Genomic DNA, 18996 nt, shown 5'->3' with positions numbered 1-18996 from the left:
CACCGTTGACGTCGAGCTGATCGTTCCGATCGCGATGGAAGAAAAGCTGCGCTTCGCTATCCGCGAAGGCGGCCGTACCGTCGGCGCTGGCATCGTCGCTTCGATCGTCGAGTAATTTCAAACCCGCAAGGGATTGAAGAAAACCCCGCTGGAAACGGCGGGGTTTTTTATTGCCCTAAAAGACTCAGCAGTCGATGCGGACGATATCGCCATCCTTGAGATGGAAGAATGCGTCCTGGGGCACATCAAGGCGCAATGCTTCCTCCTTTGGAAGGTTCGCATAGACGCCGCGCAACAGGCGGCTGGTGATGCCGTGACAGATGATGATCGCATCGCGCGCCTGTCTCTGCTGAATGGTCTCCAGGCTGCGGGCCACCCGGCTTGTCATTCTTTCGAATGTCTCACCGCCCGGCGCGTGGAAGAACCACTCGTATCGATCCAGCCCGTCGCGCATGCCGGGATATTCATAATCGATCTCGTAATCCGTCATGCCGTCCCATACCCCCAAGCCGATCTCCATCAGGCCGGGATCGAGGGTGATGCCGTCGATCATGCCGATTTCGCCTGCGACGATTTCGCAGGTCTGCCTCGCCCTGCCGAGCGGGCTGGAGAAAATATGGACTTCATCGGTTTCGATCAGCGCGGCGAGCCTGCGGCCCATGCGCATCGCCTGTTGCCGCCCCAGTTCCGTCAAAGGCGAATCGACCTGACCCTGCCAGCGGCGAACGGCGTTGAATTCGGTCTGGCCGTGACGGACGAGATAGATGCTCATGGGCGTTCCTGTGAAATGCGGGGAAGATCAGCGAATTGAACGATGTACCCTTGGCAGGGGCATGCTGGGGTATTTTGCCAGACAATGTGAAAAAACAAAAAACACACTTGCCATTCTTTTCCCTGCACCTTAAAGGAGCGCATACCGAATTGGCCAAGCGATTTCGCGGCCGGTTCAGGTGATTAAGGGGTATAGCTCAGTTGGTAGAGCGGCGGTCTCCAAAACCGCAGGTCGGGGGTTCGAGCCCCTCTGCCCCTGCCACTTTCCATTCGCAAGCGCGGGTTCTCGCTGCATGGCAGATGGGTGCCGGATTTCCGGCGAATTTCGCGGAATGTCGATTTCCTCTTGTTAAAAAGGGAATCGGTGTTTATGTAGGGTCAAAACAGACACGCGGTGCGTGGGGCTGATCAGTATCGGCTTTACGCGCCGTAATTGCGTGGGCAGTCAATGGCATCCAAAACCAATCCGTTTACGTTTCTGCAGCAGGTTCGCGCCGAAGCGTCAAAAATCACTTGGCCGTCGCGCCGCGAGACCATGATTTCGACGGCTATGGTGCTGGTGATGGTCATTTTTGCGGCTCTGTTCTTCTTTGCTGCGGATCAGCTCATCGGCTGGCTGCTCAGCCTGGTGCTGAACGTAGGCCGGTAACGGCGCGGTCAAAGGCCCGGTGGAAGGATCGAACGGAGAATAAAAATGGCAGCGCGCTGGTATATCGTTCACGCATATTCGAATTTCGAAAAGAAGGTCGCCGAGTCGATCGAGGAAAAGGCCCGTCAGAAGGGTCTGGATCATCTTTTCGAGAAAATCCTCGTGCCGACCGAAAAGGTGGTCGAGGTGCGTCGTGGCCGCAAGGTCGACAGCGAGCGCAAGTTTTTTCCAGGTTACGTGCTGGTGCGCGCCAACCTGACGGATGAGGCCTATCACCTCATCAAGAACACGCCGAAGGTTACCGGTTTCCTCGGTTCGGACAGCAAGCCTGTTCCGATTCCCGATTATGAAGCCGAGCGTATCCTCGGTCAGGTTCAGGAAGGTGTCGAGCGTCCGAAGTCTTCGGTTTCGTTCGAGATCGGCGAGCAGGTTCGCGTTTCCGACGGTCCGTTCGCGTCGTTCAACGGCGTGGTTCAGGATGTCGACGAAGAGCGTTCGCGCCTGAAGGTGGAAGTGTCGATTTTCGGCCGCGCTACGCCGGTCGAGCTGGAATACAATCAGGTCGAGAAGGTCTGATTGGCGGGGCGATGCCCCAAGCGCGTGGAAGGCTAACTGGCTCTTTAAGCCGGGGCAGGGCGCCGCACCACGCAACCGCAGCCGCCGGAGCAATCCGGCTTAAGAGAAGCCGGGTAACCGGTTTGAATTGAAAGGCAGAGAGATATGGCTAAGAAAGTTGCAGGCCAGCTCAAGTTGCAGGTAAAGGCCGGGGCGGCCAATCCGTCCCCGCCGATCGGTCCGGCACTTGGTCAGCGTGGCATTAACATCATGGAATTCTGCAAGGCGTTCAATGCCGCCACGCAGGAAATGGAAAAGGGTATGCCGATTCCGGTCGTCATCACCTATTACCAGGACAAGTCCTTCACCTTCGTCATGAAGCAGCCGCCGATGACCTACTGGCTGAAGAAGGAAGCGAAGATCACCTCCGGTTCCAAGACGCCTGGCAAGGGCGCCAAGGTCGGTTCCATTACCAAGGCTCAGGTCAAGACGATCGCTGAAGCCAAGATGAAGGATCTGAACGCAGCCGACATCGAAGGCGCAATGGCAATGGTTGAGGGCTCTGCCCGCGCCATGGGCCTGGAAGTGGTAGGTTGATCATGGCCAAGGTAGCAAAGCGCATTCAGAAGATCCGCGAAGGCGTGGATCCGAACAAGCTCTACGTCCTCACCGACGCCATTTCGATGGTCAAGGAACGTGCAGTTGCCAAGTTTGACGAAACCGTTGAAGTTTCGATGAACCTCGGCGTTGACCCGCGCCATGCGGACCAGATGGTTCGTGGCGTTGTCAACCTGCCGAACGGCACCGGCCGTGACGTTCGCGTCGCCGTCTTCGCCCGTGGCGCCAAGGCTGATGAGGCCACGGCTGCCGGTGCTGACGTTGTTGGTGCAGAAGAACTGGTTGAAATCGTTCAGGGCGGCAAGATCGACTTCGATCGTTGCATCGCGACCCCGGACATGATGCCGCTCGTCGGCCGTCTCGGCAAGGTACTCGGCCCGCGTGGCATGATGCCGAACCCGAAGGTCGGTACGGTGACGATGGATGTTGCCGGCGCCGTCAAGGCGTCCAAGGGCGGCGCTGTCGAGTTCCGCGTCGAAAAGGCCGGTATCGTACACGCTGGCGTTGGCAAGGCTTCGTTCGACGCCAAGGCTCTTGAAGAAAACATCAAGGCTTTCGCGGATGCCGTCATCAAGGCAAAGCCGACCGGTGCCAAGGGCAACTACGTCAAGCGCGTCGCGATTTCCTCGACCATGGGTCCGGGCGTCAAGATCGACCCTTCGTCGGTTACGGCTTAATCAATTCTCGCGCTTCCCGAGGGAAGTGTGAATAAAAGAATTTCCGGCTCCCAGGAGCCGGAGATTTCCGGGGAAACCCGGAACTCCTGTCCGAGATTGCGGGTGGCCATGTCTTTCGGGACCTGGCCTTAATCATTCAACCTGCATGAGACGGGTGAGGCTGGATTTGAGGCATCGTGGATGCCTGACTGTCCGGTTCGAACCTGGTGTGCCTGTGCCTGAAGCCGTTTGCGGCGACAGAGCGGGGGACAGGATCCTCGAGCGTCGCTCGGGATCTTTGTAAAAAGGTCCCTTGGGGCAAAGGCAAACCCGACGGGTTCACATGTTGTGTTCCCGTCTACTGGAGACAGACAGTGGAAAGAGCGGAAAAACGCGAATTCGTCACGGAGCTGAACGAAGTCTTCAAGGCTTCCGGTTCGGTTGTCGTGGCCCACTATGCTGGTGTCACCGTTGCGCAGATGAACGACTTCCGTTCGAAGATGCGCGCTGCCGGAGGCACCGTCAAGGTCGCGAAGAACCGCCTGGCCAAGATCGCTCTTCAGGGCACGGAGTCGGAAGGGATGACAGATCTCTTCAAGGGCCAGACGCTGATTGCATACAGCGTCGACCCGATGATCGCTCCGAAAGTCGTCATGGATTTCGCCAAGACCAACGACAAGGTCGTTGTTCTCGGTGGCGCCATGGGTGCAACCACGCTCAACGCCGAAGCAGTCAAGTCGCTTGCGACCCTGCCTTCGCTGGACGAGCTGCGCGCAAAGCTGCTGGGCCTTCTCAATGCCCCGGCAACTCGCGTCGCTACGGTTGTCGCCGCACCTGCAAGCCAGCTGGCACGGGTGTTCTCGGCTTACGCCAAGAAGGACGAAGCCGCTTAAGGCGGTTTTTCGCTGTAAATATTCAAACTGGTTCGAACTGAACAAAAGGAACTATCAAAATGGCTGATCTCGCAAAGATCGTAGAAGACCTCTCCTCGCTGACCGTTCTGGAAGCTGCAGAACTGTCCAAGCTTCTCGAAGAAAAGTGGGGCGTTTCCGCTGCTGCTCCGGTAGCCGTTGCTGCTGCTGGCGGCGCTGCTGCTGCTGCTGCTCCGGAAGAAGAAAAGACCGAGTTCGACGTTATCCTGGTTGACGCTGGCGCCAACAAGATCAACGTCATCAAGGAAGTTCGCGGCATCACCGGCCTCGGCCTCAAGGAAGCCAAGGACCTCGTTGAAGGCGCTCCGAAGCCGGTCAAGGAAGCCGTTTCCAAGGCTGAAGCTGCTGATCTCAAGAAGAAGCTTGAGGACGCAGGCGCCAAGGTTGACGTTAAGTAATCTTGCGATTGCTGGCGGGAAGGGGCTTCATGCCCCTTTCCGTCGTCATCGTTTTTAAAACTCATTACCCAAAAGCCGCGTGAAAATGGCTTTTGGGTAATGGGTTCTTCAAGAGAATGGTTCCGAACCGGCTCATCTAGGCAATCCGGCCTGATCGATCCGGGATGTGGAACGAGATTGATGACACCCATTGCTTGACGGGATCGACTGGCCATCGGTTCCCGTCCGTTGCAGGCCCGGATGCAATTTTAAAGGAGCGACGATGGCTCAGACCCTTTCGTTTAACGGTCGCAGGCGCGTACGCAAGTTTTTCGGCAAAATTCCAGAAGTAGCGGAAATGCCGAACCTCATCGAGGTTCAGAAGGCTTCGTACGACCAGTTTCTCATGGTTGACGAGCCCAAGGGTGGCCGTCCCGACGAGGGATTGAATGCGGTATTCAAGTCCGTATTCCCGATCACCGATTTTTCCGGCGCCTCCATGCTTGAATTCGTGTCCTACGAATTCGAAGCGCCGAAGTTCGACGTCGAGGAATGCCGTCAGCGCGATCTGACCTATGCTGCGCCGCTGAAAGTGACGCTGCGCCTCATCGTGTTCGATATCGATGAAGATACCGGCGCGAAGTCCATCAAGGACATCAAGGAACAGTCCGTCTACATGGGCGACATGCCGCTCATGACCAATAACGGTACGTTCATCGTCAACGGCACCGAGCGCGTCATCGTTTCGCAGATGCACCGCTCGCCGGGCGTGTTCTTCGATCACGACAAGGGCAAGAGCCATTCTTCCGGCAAGCTGCTCTTCGCTGCCCGCGTCATCCCGTATCGCGGTTCCTGGCTCGACATCGAGTTCGACGCCAAGGACATCGTCTATGCGCGTATCGACCGTCGCCGCAAGATCCCCGTGACCTCGCTGCTGATGGCGCTTGGCATGGATGGCGAAGACATTCTGTCGACCTTCTATACCAAGGCTTCCTATGAGCGCGACGGCGACGGCTGGCGCATTCCGTTCCAGCCCGAGACGCTGAAGAACGCCAAGGTCATCACCGACATGATCGACGCCGATACCGGTGAAGTCGTGGTCGAAGGTGGCAAGAAGCTGACCCCGCGCCTGATCCGTCAGCTGACGGAGAAGGGCCTGAAGGCGCTGAAGGCGACCGACGAAGACCTCTACGGCAACTATCTGGCCGAAGACATCGTCAACTACGAGACGGGTGAAATCTATCTCGAAGCCGGCGATGAAATCGACGAGAAGACCCTCGGCCTCATCCTGCAGTCCGGCTTCGACGAGATTCCGGTCCTCAACATCGACCACGTCAATGTTGGCGCCTATATCCGCAACACGCTGTCTGCCGACAAGAACGAGAACCGTCAGGAAGCCCTGTTCGACATCTACCGCGTCATGCGTCCGGGTGAGCCGCCGACCATGGAATCGGCGGAAGCGATGTTCAACTCGCTGTTCTTCGACGCAGAGCGTTACGATCTGTCGGCCGTTGGCCGCGTCAAGATGAACATGCGCCTCGACCTCGATGCGGAAGACACCGTGCGCACGCTGCGCAAGGAAGACATCCTCGCCGTCGTCAAGATGCTGGTCGAACTGCGCGACGGCAAGGGCGAAATCGACGACATCGACAACCTCGGCAACCGCCGTGTCCGTTCTGTCGGCGAGCTGATGGAAAACCAGTATCGTCTGGGCCTTCTGCGCATGGAACGTGCGATCAAGGAACGTATGTCCTCGATCGAAATCGACACCGTGATGCCGCAGGACCTGATCAACGCGAAGCCGGCAGCCGCCGCCGTTCGCGAATTCTTCGGTTCCTCGCAGCTGTCGCAGTTCATGGACCAGGTGAACCCGCTTTCGGAAATCACCCACAAGCGCCGTCTTTCGGCTCTTGGGCCGGGTGGTCTGACCCGCGAGCGCGCCGGCTTCGAAGTCCGCGACGTTCACCCGACCCATTACGGCCGTATTTGCCCGATCGAGACGCCGGAAGGCCCGAACATCGGTCTGATCAACTCGCTTGCAACCTTCGCCCGCGTCAACAAGTACGGCTTCATCGAAAGCCCGTACCGCAAGATCGTCGACGGCAAGGTGACCAACGACGTGATCTACCTCTCCGCCATGGAAGAGGCCAAGTATTACGTCGCGCAGGCCAACGCGCCGCTCAATGAAGACGGTTCGTTCTCGGAAGAGTTCGTCGTCTGCCGTCACTCGGGCGAAGTTATGCTCGCACCGCGCGACAACATCAACCTGATGGACGTTTCGCCGAAGCAGCTCGTTTCGGTCGCAGCGGCTCTCATTCCGTTCCTGGAAAACGACGACGCCAACCGCGCTCTCATGGGCTCGAACATGCAGCGTCAGGCCGTTCCGCTTCTGCGCGCCGAGGCACCGTTCGTCGGTACCGGCATGGAGCCGATCGTTGCCCGTGACTCCGGCGCTGCCATCGCAGCCCGTCGTGGCGGTGTGGTCGATCAGGTGGATGCGACCCGTATCGTTATCCGCGCCACGGAAGACCTCGATGCCGGCAAGTCCGGTGTTGACATCTACCGTCTGCAGAAGTTCCAGCGTTCGAACCAGAACACCTGCGTCAATCAGCGCCCGCTGGTTTCCGTCGGCGACAACATCTCCAAGGGCGATATCATCGCGGACGGTCCGTCGACCGACCTCGGCGATCTGGCTCTCGGCCGCAACGCGCTCGTCGCGTTCATGCCCTGGAACGGCTACAACTACGAAGACTCGATCCTGATGTCGGAGCGTATCGTTTCCGACGACGTGTTCACCTCCATCCACATCGAAGAATTCGAAGTGATGGCGCGCGACACGAAGCTTGGTCCGGAAGAAATCACGCGCGACATTCCGAACGTTTCGGAAGAAGCGCTGAAGAACCTCGACGAAGCCGGTATCGTTTACATCGGTGCGGAAGTTCAGCCGGGCGACATCCTCGTCGGCAAGATCACGCCGAAGGGCGAAAGCCCGATGACGCCGGAAGAAAAGCTTCTGCGCGCCATCTTCGGTGAAAAGGCTTCCGACGTTCGCGACACCTCCATGCGCATGCCTCCGGGCACGTTCGGTACGGTCGTGGAAGTTCGCGTCTTCAACCGTCACGGTGTGGAGAAGGACGAGCGCGCGATGGCTATCGAGCGCGAAGAGATCGAGCGTCTGGCGAAGGACCGCGACGACGAGCAGGCGATCCTCGACCGTAACGTCTACGGCCGTCTGATCGACATGCTGCGTGGCCACGTTTCCATTGCCGGTCCGAAGGGCTTCAAGAAGGGCGTCGAGCTTTCCAACGCCGTCGTCTCCGAATATCCCCGCTCGCAGTGGTGGATGTTCGCGGTCGAAGACGAAAAGGCTCAGTCCGAGCTGGAAGCGCTTCGTGGCCAGTACGACGAATCCAAGTCGCGCCTTGAACAGCGCTTCATGGACAAGGTTGAAAAGGTCCAGCGCGGCGACGAAATGCCTCCGGGCGTCATGAAGATGGTCAAGGTCTTCGTTGCCGTTAAGCGCAAGATCCAGCCGGGCGACAAGATGGCCGGCCGTCACGGTAACAAGGGCGTCGTCTCGCGTATCGTTCCGGTCGAGGACATGCCGTTCCTCGAAGACGGCACGCATGTCGACATCTGCTTGAACCCGCTCGGCGTGCCTTCGCGCATGAACGTCGGCCAGATCCTCGAAACCCACCTCGCATGGGCATGCGCAGGCATGGGCAAGAAGATCGGCGAGATGCTGGAAGAGTATCGCAAGACGATGGACATCAGCGAGCTTCGCAGCGAGCTGACGGAAATCTACGCGTCTGAAGCCAATGACGAGGTTCAGCGTTTCGATGACGACTCGCTGGTCAAGCTTGCCGAAGAAGCCAAGCGCGGTGTTTCCATCGCGACCCCGGTTTTCGACGGTGCGCATGAGCCTGACGTTGCCACGATGCTGAAGAAGGCAGGTCTGCATGAATCCGGTCAGTCCGTCCTTTACGACGGTCGTACCGGTGAGCCGTTCGACCGCAAGGTCACCGTCGGCTACATGTACATGATCAAGCTGAACCACCTTGTCGACGACAAGATCCACGCTCGCTCGATCGGTCCTTACTCGCTCGTTACCCAGCAGCCGCTGGGCGGCAAGGCGCAGTTCGGCGGACAGCGCTTCGGGGAAATGGAAGTCTGGGCTCTGGAAGCATACGGCGCGGCTTACACGCTGCAGGAAATGCTCACCGTCAAGTCGGATGACGTGGCGGGCCGTACCAAGGTCTACGAGGCGATCGTCCGTGGCGACGACACGTTCGAGGCCGGCATTCCGGAGAGCTTCAACGTTCTCGTCAAGGAAATGCGGTCGCTCGGTCTTTCGGTCGAACTGGAAAACTCGAAGATCGAGAACCAGCCCGAAGACCAGCTGCCCGACGCGGCGGAATAAGACGATAGAGGCGGGCGCCTTCAAGGGCGCCTGCCGGTTTCCCGGGCGGCATTGGCCGGTTCGGGACACTTTCGCCGCATTATGCGGTTAATCCGTATTTAAAGCTCTGGACGGTGACCCGGGAAGAAGCCGGTCCAGATGCAAACAGGGGCAGCAGCTAGCCTCTCAAGGAGACAAGGCATGAACCAAGAGGTCATGAATCTTTTCAATCCTCAGGTGCCTGCGCAGCATTTCGATTCCATCCGGATTTCGATCGCTTCGCCGGAAAAAATCCTGTCGTGGTCCTACGGCGAGATCAAGAAGCCGGAAACCATCAACTACCGTACGTTCAAGCCTGAACGCGACGGTCTCTTCTGCGCGCGCATCTTCGGACCGATCAAGGACTATGAGTGCCTGTGCGGCAAGTACAAGCGCATGAAGTACAAGGGCATCATCTGCGAAAAGTGCGGCGTCGAAGTCACGCTGTCGCGCGTTCGCCGTGAGCGCATGGGTCATATCGAGCTCGCAGCGCCGGTTGCCCACATCTGGTTCCTGAAGTCGCTTCCCTCGCGTATCTCGACCCTGCTCGACATGACGCTGAAGGATGTCGAACGCGTTCTCTATTTCGAGAACTACATCGTCACCGAACCGGGCCTCACTTCGCTGAAGCAGAACCAGCTTCTGTCCGAAGAAGAGTACATGATCGCCGTCGACGAGTTCGGCGAAGACCAGTTCACCGCCATGATCGGCGCTGAAGCCATCTATGAGATGCTGGCTTCGATGAACCTCGAAAAGATCGCCGGCGACCTGCGCGTCGAGCTTGCTGAAACGACTTCTGATCTGAAGCAGAAGAAGCTGATGAAGCGCCTGAAGATCGTCGAGAACTTCATGGAAAGCGGCAACCGTCCGGAATGGATGATCATGAAGGTCGTTCCGGTCATTCCGCCGGACCTGCGCCCGCTGGTTCCGCTGGATGGCGGCCGTTTCGCGACGTCCGACCTCAACGATCTCTATCGCCGCGTCATCAACCGTAACAACCGTCTGAAGCGCCTGATCGAGCTTCGTGCGCCGGGTATCATCATCCGCAACGAAAAGCGCATGTTGCAGGAATCCGTCGATGCGCTGTTCGACAACGGCCGTCGCGGCCGTGTCATCACGGGTGCCAACAAGCGCCCGCTGAAGTCGCTCTCCGACATGCTCAAGGGCAAGCAGGGCCGCTTCCGCCAGAACCTTCTCGGCAAGCGCGTCGACTATTCCGGTCGTTCGGTTATTGTGACCGGTCCGGAGCTCAAGCTGCACCAGTGCGGCCTGCCGAAGAAGATGGCGCTCGAACTGTTCAAGCCGTTCATCTATGCCCGCCTCGACGCCAAGGGTTACTCCTCGACCGTCAAGCAGGCCAAGAAGCTGGTTGAAAAGGAAAAGCCGGAAGTCTGGGATATCCTCGACGAGGTCATCCGCGAGCATCCGGTTCTCCTGAACCGCGCACCGACGCTGCACCGTCTGGGTATCCAGGCTTTCGAACCCATGCTGGTCGAAGGCAAGGCCATCCAGCTGCACCCGCTCGTCTGCACGGCCTTCAACGCCGACTTCGACGGTGACCAGATGGCTGTTCACGTTCCGCTCTCGCTGGAAGCCCAGCTGGAAGCGCGCGTGCTGATGATGTCGACCAACAACATCCTGCATCCGGCAAACGGCCACCCGATCATCGTTCCTTCGCAGGACATGGTTCTCGGCCTGTATTACCTGTCGATCATGAACCAGAACGAGCCGGGCGAAGGCATGGCCTTCTCGGATATCGGTGAGCTGCATCACGCGCTTGAAAACAAGGTCGTGACGCTGCATGCCAAGATCCGCGGCCGCTTCAAGACCGTGGATGCCGATGGCAAGCCGGTTTCGAAGATTCATGAGACGACCCCCGGTCGTATGCTGATTGGCGAACTTCTGCCGAAGAACGTCAACGTGCCTTTCGACGTCTGCAACCAGGAAATGACCAAGAAGAACATCTCCAAGATGATCGACACGGTCTACCGTCATTGCGGCCAGAAAGACACGGTCATCTTCTGCGACCGCATCATGCAGCTCGGCTTTGCCCATGCCTGCCGCGCCGGCATTTCGTTCGGCAAGGACGACATGGTCATTCCGGACAGCAAGGTGAAGATCGTCGGCGACACCGAAGCTCTCGTGAAGGAATACGAACAGCAGTATAATGATGGTCTCATCACCCAGGGCGAAAAGTACAACAAGGTTGTCGACGCTTGGGGCAAGGCTACCGAAAAGGTCGCCGAAGAGATGATGGCACGCATCAAGGCTGTCGAGTTCGATCCGGAAACGGGCCGCCAGAAGCCGATGAACTCCATCTACATGATGTCGCATTCGGGTGCTCGTGGTTCTCCGAACCAGATGCGTCAGCTGGGCGGCATGCGCGGCCTGATGGCGAAGCCGTCGGGTGAAATCATCGAGACGCCGATCATCTCGAACTTCAAGGAAGGCCTGACCGTTAACGAGTACTTCAACTCGACCCACGGTGCCCGTAAGGGTCTCGCAGACACCGCCCTGAAGACGGCGAACTCGGGTTACCTGACCCGTCGTCTCGTCGACGTCGCGCAGGATTGCATCGTCAACTCCAAGGATTGCGGCACCGACAAGGGCCTCACCATGACCGCCATTGTCGATGCCGGTCAGGTCGTTGCCTCGCTCGGCGCACGTATCCTCGGCCGTACGGCTCTGGACGACATCGATCATCCGGTTTCCGGCGAGAACATCGTCAAGGCCGGCACGCTGATCGACGAAGCCGACGTGGCTGCAATCGAGAAGGCCGGTATCCAGTCCGTCCGCATCCGTTCGGCTCTGACCTGCGAAGTGCAGATCGGCGTCTGCGGCGTGTGCTACGGTCGTGACCTTGCACGCGGTACGCCTGTCAACATGGGCGAAGCCGTCGGCGTCATCGCCGCACAGTCCATCGGTGAACCGGGCACGCAGCTTACCATGCGTACCTTCCACCTTGGCGGTACGGCGAACGTGGTCGACCAGTCGTTCCTCGAAGCCTCTTACGAGGGCACGATTGCGATCAAGAACCGCAACATCCTGCGCAACTCCGAAGGCGCACTCATCGCGATGGGCCGTAACATGGCCGTCACCATTCTCGATGAGCGTGGCCAGGAGCGGTCTTCGCAGCGCGTTGCCTATGGTTCGAAGATCTTCGTTGACGACGGCGACAAGGTTAAGCGCGGTCAGCGTCTTGCAGAGTGGGACCCCTACACCCGTCCGATGATGACGGAAGTGGAAGGTACCGTTCACTTCGAGGACCTCGTCGACGGTCTTTCCGTTCTGGAAGCCACCGACGAATCCACCGGCATCACCAAGCGTCAGGTTATCGACTGGCGTTCGACGCCGCGCGGTTCGGACCTCAAGCCTGCGATCGTCATCAAGGACGCTTCCGGTGCGGTTGCGAAGCTTGCCCGTGGTGGCGAAGCCCGCTTCCAGCTCTCGGTCGACGCCATCCTGTCGGTCGAGCCGGGTGCTAAGGTCTCCCAGGGTGACGTGCTTGCACGTTCGCCGCTGGAAAGCGCCAAGACGAAGGACATCACCGGCGGTCTGCCGCGTGTTGCCGAACTGTTCGAAGCCCGTCGTCCGAAGGACCACGCCATCATCGCAGAGATCGATGGTACGATCCGTCTCGGCCGCGACTACAAGAACAAGCGTCGAGTGATGATCGAGCCTGCGGAAGACGGCGTCGAGCCGGTCGAATACCTGATCCCGAAGGGCAAGCCCTTCCACCTTCAGGAAGGCGACTATATCGAAAAGGGTGAATACATCCTCGACGGTAACCCGGCACCGCACGACATTCTGGCAATCAAGGGCGTGGAGGCTCTGGCTTCCTACCTCGTGAACGAAATCCAGGAAGTCTACCGTCTGCAGGGCGTTGTGATCAACGACAAGCACATCGAGGTGATCGTTCGCCAGATGCTGCAGAAGGTTGAAATCACCGATGCCGGCGACAGCCAGTACATCGTTGGTGACAACGTCGATCGCATCGAACTTGACGACAACAACGACCGCCTGATCGAAGAAGGCAAGAAGCCTGCCTATGGCGAGCCGGTTCTGCTCGGCATCACCAAGGCTTCGCTGCAGACGCCGTCCTTCATCTCGGCCGCATCCTTCCAGGAAACCACCAAGGTTCTCACGGAAGCTGCAATCGCCGGCAAGACGGACACGCTGCAGGGCCTCAAGGAAAACGTCATCGTCGGCCGTCTCATCCCGGCCGGTACCGGCGGCACCATGACGCAGATCCGCCGCATCGCCACTTCGCGCGACGACCTCATTCTTGAGGAACGCCGCAAGGGCACCGGTGCAGGTTCTGCGAACCAGATGCTGCAGGACATGACAGACCAGGCTCCGGCCGCCGAATAAGGCGGGAAGGGCAGGGGCTTTGCGAAGCCCCGCCAAAGTTCAGAACAAAACGCCCGGAGCAATCCGGGCGTTTTTTGTTTGAGCGGAATTTGGAAGCTTCTAGCCCTTTGCCAGTCAACCTGGAAATCCATCCGCGCAAATGGGTTAGGCCTGTCCGCGGATGTTATAGCGAGTGAGAACGGAAAGCCGGCGAACGAGGTCGGCCTTGCCGGTGCTGCCGGTCTTCGCGTAGATAGACTTGGCGTTGCTGCGCACGGTTTCGTGCGATACTTTCAGCTGCTTCGCCACCGCCGGAAGCGAAAGCCCCTTCATGATTTCCAGCGCTACCCGCGCTTCGCCCCTGGTCAGATCGTAAAGACCCTTGAGCAATGTGTTTGCATCGGCAATTATGCCCGTCGGCTGCGATACGAGCGCGATGGCGTTGCCGTTGGGTGAGAAATCCAGTGCGCTCTTGCGCAGCGGTATGAGGTGGAGAATGCAGGCGCCGTCTTCGCTGGCGGGAAGAGGGAAGGAACCGGCGTCTTGCCCAGAGAGTGCCTTGTAAAGCAGCCGGTTCACTCTCTCATCGGCAATGGTGATTCTGTCGCGCGTGCGGGCGGAGAAGCATTTCTGTAATGACAGGAACAGATCGTTGGCCGAAAGGATGTGGCCGCTCGTCTGAAGCACTGCGGCCGGCGCGCCAATGGCGTTGAGACCAAGTGTCATCGCATCGGCCTTCTGACGCTGCAGCTGTGTTGCGAGGGTGAGGCTGCGGGCGATATGCGGCCTCAGTCCGCCGAGTGCTGCCATGGTCTCAGGCGTGATAGTGCCGGCGTCGAGCCTGCGTTCAAACAGCACTGTCATCTCCGGATGGCCGGGTGGAGCGACCTGTGTCGCCGCGCCGTATCCCAAACCGCGGGGCATAAGAAAGTCACGAACGATCGGCAGCTCGGCCCATTCCTCATGATTGAAGACGTCCAAATCCTGCGCGAAGGAGAATTGGCCTTCCCGGGCGATGCGGCTGAGGCGATCATTGCGGTGGTTCCAGCCGCCCGCCGCGAAGTCCTTCATCAGCTCCTGAAAGCTCGGCGTGTGAAGCCACACCTGGTCTTCTCCCTTGCCCCAGGTAATCGCGCCGCCCCAGAAATTGAGATGACGGCAGATAGCTACCAGAACCTGCATCCAGCGGTCGGGAAAGAGCGCCGCTTCATAAATGTCATCGATAATGTCTGCCGACGATATAGTATCCAACCCGCCACCGAAAATTTGCGTCGGAACTATTTTACGCTGATGTCGGCTGGATATTCAATGTATAAAGAATTAATACTACTGTATTTAAAGTATATAATCTATGAGTGACTTAATATATTGATGAGTTTGCCGAAGGGGTCGCGCACGAACAGGCGTCGTACACCCCACGCCTCGACTACGGGGCCGTATTCGATCGGTAGCTTGGCGGTCAGGATTCGGGCGTGGACCTCGTCGAAATCATCGACCTCGATGGAGAGGTCGGGCACATCCGTGCCGGAGCCACCTTCGCGCGCAAAACTCACCTGAGCCCGCGCTTCGAGCGGGCTGGCATGGGTGACGATCCAGCCATGATCCATGGCGGCGGGCATGCCGAGAATGTCACCGTAGAACGCCTGAGCCCGCGCGGGTTCCGGCGTTGCTATATTGGCGACGACACGTCTGACCGCCATGGCTTGAACCTCAGGCGAAGCGGATGATGGCGACTTCGCCTTCGAGTGCGCCCTGATAGGCGGAGGCGTGCGGCTCTTCGTCCGGGATGTCGGTCAGCATGCCGATCTGGTCGAGATCGGCTTCGATGAAGCCTTCCTCGGAAAGCGCGTTCAGCGTTTCGCGTACGGCGGTATCGTCGTCCGGCGCCCGCAGGATGACGTGGATGTCGATGCCCTCGGAATTGTCGGTCTCATAGGCCTTGCCGATGACGATGAAGACCATCGGCTCGTCGCGTCCGTTGTCGTTGTCGGGGAGGGTGCTCATGACGCGGTTCCTTGATCTGTCGTTGCTGTGACGCGGGCCGAGGGAATCGGTCCCGCCCATGGCGGAGCCGCTCCGGCCCGCCATGGGGAATCAATAGACGGATTTTATGAAAAGCCAAAGCGTGGAGGTCAAAATCGCTGCCTTCTGCGCCGACTTATGTTAAAGCGGGTTGGAAATGGCCCGGACGTGGGCTTTGTGGCCATGGGTGGCGGCGCAAAATGTGGATTCACCCTTGACGAAAGCTGGCTAAAACAGTAGTACGCCCGCCATCGGAGCCTCTGTGGGTGCTGGCCGTTCGGTAACCTTTTTCCCGAACATCATCTCAAACGGGTCTCCATTGCACGTAGAAGACACGAATGTTGCACGCAAGACGCCTCATCCGGTGTCCTCTGCTCTTGGTGGTCCATCCGTGAAAACGGATCGGGCCACGTTTTGCGCATGAGGATATATGCGTGCATCGTCGCCGGCAACGGCATAGCCGCCACCCGTGAGGGTGGCTAAAGTAGTTTTTGCAAGGGATGGTTATATGCCTACCGTAAACCAGCTGATCCGCAAGCCTCGCCAGGCACAGGTAAAGCGCAACAAGGTTCCTGCTCTTCAGGAAAACCCGCAGAAGCGTGGTGTTTGCACCCGCGTTTACACGACGACCCCGAAGAAGCCGAACTCGGCTCTGCGTAAGGTTGCCAAGATCCGCCTCACCAACGGCTTCGAAGTCATCGGCTACATTCCGGGCGAAGGTCACAACCTTCAGGAACACTCCGTGGTCATGATCCGCGGCGGCCGCGTAAAGGACTTGCCGGGCGTGCGTTACCACATCATCCGCGGTGTTCTCGATACCCAGGGCGTCAAGAACCGCAAGCAGCGCCGCTCCAAGTACGGTGCGAAGCGTCCGAAGTAATTCGGGTTTAAACAAATTCCGGCGCTGCGCGAGGTTCTCCGCGTGGTTTAGCGTCAATAACATTGAGAGACAAAGAATATGTCCCGTCGCCATAGTGCAGAAAAGCGTGAGATCAACCCGGACCCGAAGTTCGGCGATCTGGTCGTCACCAAGTTCATGAACGCCATCATGCTTCACGGCAAGAAGTCGGTCGCAGAAAGCATCGTTTACGGCGCGTTCGACGTCGTTCAGGGTAAGACGAAGCAGGAGCCGCTCGGCGTGTTCCACTCCGCCCTCGACAACGTTGCTCCGCACGTTGAAGTGCGTTCGCGCCGCGTTGGTGGTGCCACGTATCAGGTTCCCGTCGACGTTCGCCCCGAGCGCCGTCAGGCCCTCGCTATCCGCTGGCTGATCACGGCTGCCCGCAAGCGCAACGAAACGACCATGGTCGATCGCCTTTCCGGCGAACTCATGGACGCTGCGAACAACCGCGGTTCCGCTGTCAAGAAGCGCGAAGACACGCACAAGATGGCCGACGCCAACCGCGCATTCTCGCATTACCGCTGGTAATCTTAACCGGTCGCATATCGAAAGGCAGTCCATTATGGCTCGCGAATATAAAATCGAAGACTACCGCAATTTCGGTATCATGGCGCATATCGACGCCGGCAAGACGACGACCACCGAGCGTATCCTTTATTACACCGGTAAGTCGCACAAGATCGGCGAAGTTCACGATGGCGCTGCCACGATGGACTGGATGGAGCAGGAGCAGGAGCGTGGTATCACTATCACCTCCGCTGCCACCACGACCTTCTGGAAGGGTCGCGACGGCAAGATGCGCCGCTTCAACATCATCGACACCCCCGGCCACGTTGACTTCACCATTGAAGTCGAGCGTTCGCTGCGCGTTCTCGACGGCGCCATCGCGCTGCTCGACGCCAACGCCGGTGTTGAGCCGCAGACGGAAACCGTCTGGCGCCAGGCCGAGAAGTATCATGTTCCGCGCATGATCTTCTGCAACAAGATGGACAAGACCGGTGCTGACTTCTACCGCTCGGTAGAAATGATCAAGACCCGTCTCGGCGCCATCGCCGTTGTCATGCAGCTGCCGATCGGCGCTGAGGCCGAGTTCAAGGGCGTTATCGACCTGATCGAGATGAACGCACTCATCTGGCGCGACGAATCGCTCGGCGCTCAGTGGGACGTCGTCGAAATCCCGGAAGACATGAAGGCCAAGGCTGACGAATATCGCGAAAAGCTGATCGAGACCGTTGTCGAGATTGACGAAGAAGCGATGGAAGACTACCTGAACGGCATCATGCCCGACAACGACAAGATCCGTGCGCTCGTTCGCCGCGGCACCATCGACGTGAAGTTCCACCCGATGTTCTGCGGTACCGCGTTCAAGAACAAGGGCGTTCAGCCGCTTCTCGACGCCGTTGTCGACTACCTGCCTTCTCCGCTGGACATTCCGGCGATCAAGGGTATCGACTTCAAGACCGAAGCCGAAATCGAGCGTCATGCCGACGACAGCGAGCCGCTTTCCATGCTCGCGTTCAAGATCATGAACGACCCCTTCGTCGGTTCGCTGACCTTCGCACGCATCTACTCGGGCAAGCTCGAAAAGGGTACGTCCGTCATCAACACGGTCAAGGACAAGCGCGAGCGCGTCGGCCGTATGCTGCAGATGCACTCCAACAGCCGTGAAGACATCGAAGAAGCCTTTGCCGGCGACATCGTTGCTCTGGCCGGCCTCAAGGAAACCACCACTGGCGATACGCTCTGCGATCCGCTGAAGCCGGTTATCCTCGAGCGCATGGAATTCCCCGAGCCGGTCATCCAGATCGCGATCGAGCCGAAGACCAAGGGCGACCAGGAAAAGATGGGCCTCGCGCTCAACCGTCTGGCTGCTGAAGATCCTTCGTTCCGCGTCAAGACGGATGAAGAATCCGGTCAGACGATCATCGCGGGCATGGGCGAACTTCACCTCGACATTCTCGTTGACCGTATGCGTCGCGAATTCAAGGTTGAAGCAACCGTTGGCGCTCCGCAGGTTGCCTACCGCGAAACCATCACGCGTCAGCACGAAGAAGACTACACGCACAAGAAGCAGTCCGGTGGTACCGGTCAGTTCGCTCGCGTGAAGATCATCTTCGAACCGAACCCCGAAGGCGAAGACTTCAAGTTCGAGTCGAAGATCGTCGGCGGTGCAGTTCCGAAGGAATACATCCCGGGCGTTCAGAAGGGTATCGAAAGCGTTCTGTCTTCCGGTCCGCTGGCTGGCTTCCCGATGCTCGGCGTCAAGGCGACGCTGGTCGATGGTGCATTCCACGATGTTGACTCGTCGGTTCTCGCCTTCGAAATCGCATCGCGTGCCTGCTTCCGTGAAGCAGCCAAGAAGGCTGGCGCACAGCTTCTCGAGCCGATGATGAAGGTCGAAGTCGTAACGCCGGAAGACTATGTCGGTGACGTTATCGGCGACCTGAACTCCCGTCGTGGTCAGATCCAGGGCCAGGAAAGCCGTGGTATCGCGGTCGTCATCAACGCGCATGTTCCGCTCGCGAACATGTTCAAGTACGTCGACAACCTGCGCTCCATGTCGCAGGGCCGTGCACAGTACTCGATGACGTTCGACCACTATTCGCCGGTTCCGTCGAACGTGGCGCAGGAAATCCAGGCTAAGTACTCCGGTCAGAAGTGATCGGGGTACGCCCCACCGAATTTTGAAGATTATTCCCGTCAAGGGACAAGAATGGAGAGCCACTA

At 58.6% G+C, this 18996-nt stretch carries 15 protein-coding genes, 1 tRNA gene and 1 pseudogene; 13 read left to right on the top strand and 4 right to left on the bottom strand.

Going from position 1 to position 18996, the window contains the following annotated elements; genetic code table 11:
• Positions 1-115: pseudogene (locus RAC79_RS24975) on the top strand (elongation factor Tu); the annotation flags it as partial.
• 69 nt (positions 116-184) lie between these two features.
• Here the strand turns inward: RAC79_RS24975 and RAC79_RS24970 are convergent.
• Positions 185-772 (bottom strand): histidine phosphatase family protein, encoded by a 588-nt coding sequence (locus tag RAC79_RS24970; RefSeq protein ID WP_065655886.1) that lies wholly within the window; start codon positions 770-772, stop codon positions 185-187.
• 185 nt (positions 773-957) lie between these two features.
• Between RAC79_RS24970 and RAC79_RS24965 the strand changes: the two genes are divergently transcribed.
• From RAC79_RS24965 to rpoC, 9 genes are all read left to right on the top strand, one after another.
• A tRNA-Trp gene (locus RAC79_RS24965) sits at positions 958-1033 on the top strand.
• A gap of 186 nt (positions 1034-1219) precedes the next feature.
• Positions 1220-1420, top strand: coding sequence for a preprotein translocase subunit SecE (gene secE / locus RAC79_RS24960; protein WP_003523719.1), 201 nt, complete (start codon positions 1220-1222; stop codon positions 1418-1420).
• Positions 1421-1465: 45 nt separating this feature from the next.
• On the top strand, positions 1466-1996 hold the full coding sequence (nusG, locus tag RAC79_RS24955; protein ID WP_003523721.1) for a transcription termination/antitermination protein NusG: 531 nt from the start codon (positions 1466-1468) through the stop codon (positions 1994-1996).
• Between the two features lie 144 nt (positions 1997-2140).
• Entirely contained in the window at positions 2141-2572 is a 432-nt protein-coding gene (gene rplK, locus RAC79_RS24950) for a 50S ribosomal protein L11 (protein ID WP_003523723.1), read from the top strand.
• A gap of 2 nt (positions 2573-2574) precedes the next feature.
• The gene (gene rplA / locus RAC79_RS24945; protein ID WP_003523724.1) at positions 2575-3270 is read left to right on the top strand and encodes a 50S ribosomal protein L1; all 696 of its coding nucleotides are present in this window, start codon (positions 2575-2577) and stop codon (positions 3268-3270) included.
• A gap of 353 nt (positions 3271-3623) precedes the next feature.
• Entirely contained in the window at positions 3624-4142 is a 519-nt protein-coding gene (rplJ, locus tag RAC79_RS24940; RefSeq protein ID WP_003523725.1) for a 50S ribosomal protein L10, read from the top strand.
• Between the two features lie 59 nt (positions 4143-4201).
• Positions 4202-4579, top strand: coding sequence for a 50S ribosomal protein L7/L12 (gene rplL / locus RAC79_RS24935; protein WP_004442635.1), 378 nt, complete (start codon positions 4202-4204; stop codon positions 4577-4579).
• Positions 4580-4841: 262 nt separating this feature from the next.
• On the top strand, positions 4842-8978 hold the full coding sequence (gene rpoB / locus RAC79_RS24930; RefSeq protein ID WP_142845321.1) for a DNA-directed RNA polymerase subunit beta: 4137 nt from the start codon (positions 4842-4844) through the stop codon (positions 8976-8978).
• Positions 8979-9158: 180 nt separating this feature from the next.
• Positions 9159-13367 (top strand): DNA-directed RNA polymerase subunit beta', encoded by a 4209-nt coding sequence (gene rpoC / locus RAC79_RS24925; RefSeq protein ID WP_065655887.1) that lies wholly within the window; start codon positions 9159-9161, stop codon positions 13365-13367.
• Positions 13368-13511: 144 nt separating this feature from the next.
• Here rpoC and RAC79_RS24920 read toward each other — a convergent pair whose 3' ends face one another.
• The 3 genes from RAC79_RS24920 to RAC79_RS24910 all read right to left on the bottom strand — a co-directional run bounded on the left by RAC79_RS24920 (position 13512) and on the right by RAC79_RS24910 (position 15350).
• Positions 13512-14597: a helix-turn-helix transcriptional regulator gene (locus RAC79_RS24920; RefSeq protein WP_174039384.1), complete on the bottom strand. Its 1086-nt coding sequence runs from the start codon at positions 14595-14597 to the stop codon at positions 13512-13514.
• A 98-nt stretch (positions 14598-14695) separates the two neighbouring features.
• Entirely contained in the window at positions 14696-15046 is a 351-nt protein-coding gene (locus RAC79_RS24915) for a VOC family protein (protein WP_065655889.1), read from the bottom strand.
• A 10-nt stretch (positions 15047-15056) separates the two neighbouring features.
• Positions 15057-15350, bottom strand: a complete 294-nt coding sequence (locus RAC79_RS24910) for a transcriptional regulator (protein ID WP_065655890.1) — start codon at positions 15348-15350, stop codon at positions 15057-15059.
• Positions 15351-15876: 526 nt separating this feature from the next.
• On the opposite strand from RAC79_RS24910, the gene rpsL reads away from it, so the two are divergent.
• From rpsL to fusA, 3 genes are all read left to right on the top strand, one after another.
• Positions 15877-16248, top strand: coding sequence for a 30S ribosomal protein S12 (gene rpsL / locus RAC79_RS24905; RefSeq protein WP_003507760.1), 372 nt, complete (start codon positions 15877-15879; stop codon positions 16246-16248).
• 78 nt (positions 16249-16326) lie between these two features.
• Complete coding sequence (rpsG, locus tag RAC79_RS24900) at positions 16327-16797, top strand: 30S ribosomal protein S7 (RefSeq protein WP_003507761.1); 471 nt, start codon at positions 16327-16329, stop codon at positions 16795-16797.
• A 34-nt stretch (positions 16798-16831) separates the two neighbouring features.
• Entirely contained in the window at positions 16832-18931 is a 2100-nt protein-coding gene (gene fusA, locus RAC79_RS24895; RefSeq protein ID WP_065655891.1) for an elongation factor G, read from the top strand.
• Positions 18932-18996 lie beyond the last annotated feature (65 nt).

It is taken from the genome of Agrobacterium sp. LR_9 (genome assembly GCF_041954855.1).
GTDB lineage: Bacteria > Pseudomonadota > Alphaproteobacteria > Rhizobiales > Rhizobiaceae > Agrobacterium > Agrobacterium leguminum.
Note: the sequence above shows the minus strand (reverse complement) of the source record. Positions and strands in the feature narration are given on the sequence as shown.